The following is a 6,560-nucleotide window of genomic DNA, read 5'->3' as shown; positions in this document are numbered from 1 at the left end:
AAAAACACATAAAAAGAAACCCCCAATTCCCCCATGAATGGGGGCTAGGGGGCTGAAGTGTCGAAGACACTTTTTTATTTAGGACAGAAAAAGATAAGTAAACGAAGAATTTCATACAGTGACCAAGGCGGGGCTTCCACTGGTGAATTTGAAGCTCTGGAACTTCGTGACAAGGATCCGTCCCGTTATGCGGTATATCCGGGATTTGACGCATTCCATATCAAAGGATAAAGGCATTAGAATCATGAGGAGCAGAAAGGCTGTGTCTGTCAGGCAGATACAGCCTTTTATGTTCTTAAATTGAAGATAAATATTAATAATTATGTAACAAACAAGTAATATAGAGAGAAAGTTTATTAAATTAAATACAAATATGAATATAATAAATAAATTTTAAGAAATCTTAAAAAATGATTCATTGACTATGGTGGGAGGGGGTGCTATTCTGATGACTACAAAAAGCGACAACATAAGATAAGGATACAAAAAGCATGAGAAAAGTTATGAAAGAACACAGAAAGAGAAGCAACGTAAAAGAAGAAAGAAAACGGCAGTTATTTATAAGAATAGGCCTGACGGTTCTGATACTGCTTGTGTTAGCCGGCGCAGGAGGATTTTTATATACCTTCACACATCCACTGAAGCTGAAAGGCGGTGTGATCGAACATGAGATGGGAGAGGCATTTGATCCGATGGACCAGATAAAAAAGGTATGGTTTGGAAAACCGGAGGAGGTTTCTGTAAAATCCAGTGTTGATATATCGAAAGAAGGAGATTATCCGATTGTTTATACCTGGCGAAACCACAGTGAAAAAGCGGTAGTAAAGGTGAGAGATACGACTCCGCCGGATCTGGAAGTAAAGGATTATACCACTGACATGACAGAAGAAATCAAACCGGAGATGTTTGTGGAAAAGACGGAAGACCTTTCTGATGTAACGGTCCGTTTTGCGGAGGAAGGAAGCTGGGATGAAGAAGGAAATTACACGGTGGAGATCCTGGCAGAAGATGCGAGCGGCAATCAGACGGTCAAAGACGCGGTGCTGACAAGAAAAAAAGATACGCAAAAGCCGGAAATCCAGGGAGTACAGGATTTGACGGTGAAGCAGGGAAAGGTACTGGATTTCTCTCAGGGGGTAACTGTGACAGATGATATGGATCCGTCACCATCCCTGGAGATTCATTCTGAAAATGTAGATCTTGCCGTGCCTGGATCTTATCAGGCGGTTTATACTGCAAAAGACCGTTCCGGAAATCAGGAGGAAATCGTGCAGAATATTACGGTGGAAGCAAATCCGGAGTGGGATGAGAAGATCGTTTATCTTACATTTGATGACGGACCATCGGATAATACGAAGAAAATTCTTGATATTCTTGATCAGTATAAAGTAAAAGGAACTTTCTTTGTTACCGGAAATAATCAGAAAAAGAATGATCTGATCCGTCTTGCTTATGAGAAGGGACATTCCATCGGTCTTCATACATATACGCATGACTATGCTTCAGTCTACGCATCGGAAGAAAATTATTTTAAAGATCTTCAGGAAATATCCGATATGGTGGAAAATGTCACCGGAGAGAAGTCCTGCCTGATCCGGTTCCCGGGAGGTTCAAGTAATACCATCAGTAAAAAGTATATACCGGGGCTGATGACGAGACTGACAAAAGCGGTTCAGGAAAAAGGATATCAGTATTTTGACTGGAACTGTGATTCTACGGATGCCAGCGGAAATAATGTCCCGGAAGAAAAGCTTGTCGCGGAAGCAACATCATCCTGCGCAAAGCATATCAATATCCTGATGCATGATACTGATGCAAAGGATACGACAGTAAAAGCGCTCCCGAAAATTATTGAACATTACCGTAAACTTGGATATGCGTTCAAGGGTCTGACGATAGATTCCTATGCTCCGCATCATCATGTGAATAACTGAATAAAAGTAAGAAATGTATCAAAAGCAAAGCCAGAGGACAAAGCCATCCGGAAACAAGGAAATCCGGATGGCTTTATTTTTTCTTTCTTGCCGCAACATCCTGGAACTGGAAATAATCCGGGCGGTGCCGCGACTGCGTGTATTCAAACTGAATACCGTTGTCATCATAGGTCTGATTGGTAATAACGGCAAGACAGTTATAGTCTTTCAGATCCAGATAGGTTTCATCCACCTGAGTCATATGTTCCACAGTCATGGTGCGCTTGCTTGTTGCGATGGTCATTCCAAGTTCATTTTCCAGATAAGCATAGACGGAATGACGGGCAATCTCCGGGGTCAGACCTTTTATTTGTTCGGCATTGAAATAATTGTGGTCAAGGATCAGAGGAATTCCATCCAGATAACGCAGCCTCTGTATGTAGTAAAGCGGTGTCCCGAAAGCAAATCCTGTTTTTTTGGCGATTTTTTTATCGGCGGAAAGCTCGGAAAACTGAAGAATCCGTGTGAAAGGAACTTTGTTGTTCCGGAGAGCGGATTCCTGAAAGGATTCAATCCCGCCCACTGTAAAGGCAGCCTGTTCGACAGGCTGAAAAATGTTGCGGACACCTTTCCCGTGCATGGGTTGAACATATCCGTCAGAAGTCAGTTCGGCCAGGGCACGGCGGACAGTGTTGCGGGAACAGCCGTATGTTTTGACAAGAATGTGCTCAGAAGGGAGAAGCTCCTGATAAGGATAGGTCTCGTCTTCAATTTTCTGTTTCAGGTCATGGTAAATCATATCGTATTTCGCTTTTGGCAAATGGAGCACTTCCTTTCTTGTTTAAACATCTTAGTTACAGTATAAAGAGAAGAGATGCAGAAATCAAGAGAAAGTTATAAAAAAACGATTGACATGTTTAAACAAGTATGCTATATTCAAGTTGTTCAAACAAGTTCGTAATAAAAAGAAAAGGAGAGAGAACCATGGCGAAATACGAAAATGACGTGAAGCAGCTCTTAAAGCTGATCGGCGGCAAAGAAAACATCCAGGCTGTTTCCCATTGTATGACGAGAATGCGTTTCGTACTCGTGGATCCGAAGAAAGCGGATGAGAAGGCCATTGAAGAGATTCCGGCAGTAAAAGGAACATTCACACAGGCAGGGCAGTATCAGGTAATTATAGGAAATGATGTGTCCGTATTTTACAACGAGTTCACTTCCTACGCAGGCATCGAAGGAGTCAGCAAGGAAGCGGCAAAGGCGGCGGCCAAGACAAATCAGAATGTGGTGCAGAAGATTATGGGAGCGCTTGGCGAGATCTTTGCCCCGCTGATCCCGGCCCTGATCTGCGGAGGTTTGATTCTCGGATTCCGGAATATTATCGGAGAGATCAATTTTTTTGAAAATGGAACAAAGAGTCTTGCGGATATGTATCAGTTCTGGGAAGGAACTTACAACTTTCTGTGGCTGATCGGCGAAGCCGTTTTCCATCTGCTGCCGGTTGGTATTGTGTGGTCCATCACAAAGAAGATGGGTACGACACAGATCCTTGGTATTATCCTTGGACTTACTCTGGTATCTTCCCAGCTGTTAAATGGATTCAGCGTAGCGGACACTCCGGCAAGTGAGATTCCGGTATGGGATTTCGGATTCGCAAAGGTAGAGATGATTGGTTACCAGGGACAGGTCATTGCGGCCATGATGGCAGGCTTTGTACTTGTTTATCTGGAAAAGTTTTTTAAGAAACATTGTCCGGAAGTCATCAGTATGATTGTTGTACCGTTCTGTTCTCTCGTTCCGGCAGTAATTATTGCCCACACTGTAGTAGGACCGATCGGCTGGACAATCGGGAATGCCATCGCAGATGTCGTTTACGGCGGCCTGATGTCCAATTTCGGATGGCTGTTTGCAGGGCTGTTCGGACTGCTGTACGCACCGATTGTCATGACGGGACTTCACCACATGACAAACGCTATCGATACACAGCTTGTCAACACGTATGACGGCACGATTCTCTGGCCGATGATCGCACTTTCCAACATCGCCCAGGGATCCAGTGTACTGGCCATGTCCATTCTTCAGAAGAAAAATGAAAGGGCACAGCAGGTCAATGTTCCGGCATGTATCTCCTGTTATCTCGGAGTTACAGAACCGGCCCTCTTCGGTGTCAACTTAAAATACGGATTCCCGCTGATCTGCGGTATGATCGGTTCCGCAATTGCGGCTATGATCTCCGTAGGATGCGGAGTTCAGGCGCTGAGTATCGGTGTCGGCGGACTTCCGGGCATTATCTCCATCAAGCCGGAATTCTATCTGATTTTCCTGCTTGCCATGACAGAAGCGATCGTAGTACCGTTCCTGCTGACATTCTTCGTAGGAATGAAGAAACTGTCAGCAGAAGACAGAGGTCTCGTGGAAAAAGAAACTCGGGAAAAAGTTTTGGCAGAAGCCCCGGAAGCAGAAGCGGTTCTGGAAACAGAAGCAAAAGAAGAAACACCGTCAGAACCGGTTACAGAAATCAAAGCAATTTTAAGCGGAAACGTGATTCCGATTGAAGAAGTAGATGACAATGTGTTTTCACAGAAAATCATGGGAGACGGTGTTGCTATTGAACCGACCGACACGACAGTGGTAGCTCCGGCAGATGCGGAAGTCAGCATCGTAATGGCCGAGACCGGACACGCATGCGGCCTGACACTTGCAAATGGTATGGAGATTCTGATCCATGTAGGCATCGATACGGTAGACATGGGAGGAGACGGATTCAAACTTCTTGTAGCTCAGGGAGATCATGTCAAATGCGGCACACCGCTGATCCAGTTTGATCCGGAGAAGATCAAGGCGGCAGGACATCCAACAACCACCATGCTGATTGTGACAGGAGAAGGAAGTGCAAAGAATATTCAGATGAAGCCGGGACAGACGGCAGAGGCAGGAAAGACAACAGTGATCTCGTTTGAATAAAAAGGAAGGGAAAGTATGATGAAAACGACAGATTTCAGGAAAAGTACGGTATATCAGATTTATCCGAAATCATTTTATGACAGCAACGGAGACGGCCTCGGGGATTTGAGAGGAGTCATCCGGAAGCTGGACTACATTCAGGAACTTGGAGTCGATTACATCTGGATGACACCGTTCTTCGTATCACCGCAGAACGATAATGGATACGATGTGGAAGATTACTACAATATCGATCCACGTTACGGCACGATGGAAGATGTAGAAGAACTGATCCGCAAAGCGGACAAGCGAGGGATCCGTCTGATGTTTGATATGGTATTCAACCACGTATCCAGCCGCCATGAATGGTTCCAAAAAGCAATGGAGGGAGATCCGTATTACAAAGACTTCTTCTTCTTCAAAAAAGGGAAAGAAAACGGGGAACCACCGACCAACTGGGAAAGTAAATTCGGCGGAAGCGCATGGGAATATGTAGAAAAGTTTGATGAATACTACCTGCATCTGTTCGATGTAACACAGCCGGATCTCAACTGGGACAACGAAAATGTACGAAAAGAAGTCCAGAAGGTAGTCCTCTTCTGGATGGGAAAAGGAGTCAAAGGATTCCGCTTTGACGTGGTCAATCTGATCAGCAAAGACCGTTTTGAGGATGATTACGAAGGAGACGGAAGAAGATTTTACACAGATGGACCAAACATCCATAAATATCTGAAAGAACTCCATGACATGACTTTCGGAACCGATACGGAGATCATCACTGTTGGGGAAATGTCCAGCACTTCCATGGAAAACTGCTTCCGGTACGCAGGGGCCGATACCGGAGAACTCTCCATGGTATTCAACTTCCACCATCTAAAAGTTGATTTTATGGGAAATGAAAAATGGGTTCTCGTACCGGCCGATTTCGGAAAGTTAAAACAGATCCTCTTCGACTGGCAGACCGGAATGGAACAGCATAACGCATGGAATGCGGTCTTCTGGTGTAATCACGATCAGCCAAGAGTCGTATCCCGCTTCGGAGACGAAGGCCGGTACTGGAAAGAATCCGCCAAAATGCTCGGAACCATCATCCATATGCTCCGCGGAACCCCATACGTGTACCAGGGAGAAGAAATCGGAATGACCAACGCCAAATTCACCGATATCACCCAATACCGGGACGTAGAAAGCATCAACCACTACCGCATCCTGCAGGATAAAGGCCTTTCGGCATCCGATGCATTCCGCATCATACAGGTTCATTCCAGGGATAACGGACGCACACCGATGCAGTGGGATGATACACCAAACGCCGGATTTACTGACGGAACCACAGAACCATGGATCGGCGTCACACCAAATTACACAGAAATTAATGCAAAACAGCAGCTGGAAGATGAAGACTCCATCTTCCACTACTACCAGAAACTGATCCGGATTCGGAAAGAACTGGACGTAGTAGCTTATGGCGACATTACACCACTCGCCCAGGAACATCCGTCAGTATTCGCCTATAAACGACACTATCAGAACGAAAATATGATCGTCGTTAATAACTTCTACGGAAAAGAAACCGAATGGAAGACAGATATGGATCTCACAGGATACCAGTGCATCCTCGGAAACTACAAAGATGCAGCCATGCCGGAAACAGGAAAATGGACACTACGCCCGTACGAAAGCATGATCTGGTACAAAAAATAG

5 protein-coding genes are annotated in these 6,560 nt (G+C 45.1%); 4 read left to right on the top strand and 1 reads right to left on the bottom strand.

Annotated elements, in window-relative coordinates:
- Positions 1-57 precede the first annotated feature (57 nt).
- On the top strand, positions 58-231 hold the full coding sequence (locus tag FGQ85_RS18455) for a hypothetical protein (protein WP_171027974.1): 174 nt from the start codon (positions 58-60) through the stop codon (positions 229-231).
- Between the two features lie 260 nt (positions 232-491).
- Positions 492-1,934, top strand: coding sequence for a polysaccharide deacetylase family protein (locus tag FGQ85_RS18895; protein ID WP_138373750.1), 1,443 nt, complete (start codon positions 492-494; stop codon positions 1,932-1,934).
- A gap of 73 nt (positions 1,935-2,007) precedes the next feature.
- Here the strand turns inward: FGQ85_RS18895 and treR are convergent, their stop codons facing one another.
- Entirely contained in the window at positions 2,008-2,733 is a 726-nt protein-coding gene (gene treR / locus FGQ85_RS14030) for a trehalose operon repressor (RefSeq protein WP_087168487.1), read from the bottom strand.
- Between the two features lie 164 nt (positions 2,734-2,897).
- Between treR and treP the strand changes: the two genes are divergently transcribed.
- Positions 2,898-4,877, top strand: a complete 1,980-nt coding sequence (gene treP / locus FGQ85_RS14025; protein WP_138373749.1) for a PTS system trehalose-specific EIIBC component — start codon at positions 2,898-2,900, stop codon at positions 4,875-4,877.
- Positions 4,878-4,892: 15 nt separating this feature from the next.
- The gene (gene treC / locus FGQ85_RS14020) at positions 4,893-6,560 is read left to right on the top strand and encodes an alpha,alpha-phosphotrehalase (RefSeq protein WP_243128571.1); all 1,668 of its coding nucleotides are present in this window, start codon (positions 4,893-4,895) and stop codon (positions 6,558-6,560) included.

The organism is Pseudoflavonifractor sp. BSD2780061688st1 E11 (assembly GCF_005844125.1).
Lineage (GTDB): Bacteria > Bacillota > Clostridia > Lachnospirales > Lachnospiraceae > Sellimonas > Sellimonas catena.
The sequence above is the reverse complement of the archived record's forward strand: the minus strand, read 5'-3'. Positions and strand labels throughout refer to the sequence as shown.

What these genes read in the sequence shown, in the direction of transcription:
- FGQ85_RS18895 (WP_138373750.1), top strand. Translation starts at nt 492, where the DNA reads ATGAGAAAAGTTATGAAAGAACACAGAAAGAGAAGCAACGTAAAAGAA.
- treP (WP_138373749.1), top strand. Translation starts at nt 2,898, where the DNA reads ATGGCGAAATACGAAAATGACGTGAAGCAGCTCTTAAAGCTGATCGGC.
- treC (WP_243128571.1), top strand. Translation starts at nt 4,893, where the DNA reads ATGATGAAAACGACAGATTTCAGGAAAAGTACGGTATATCAGATTTAT.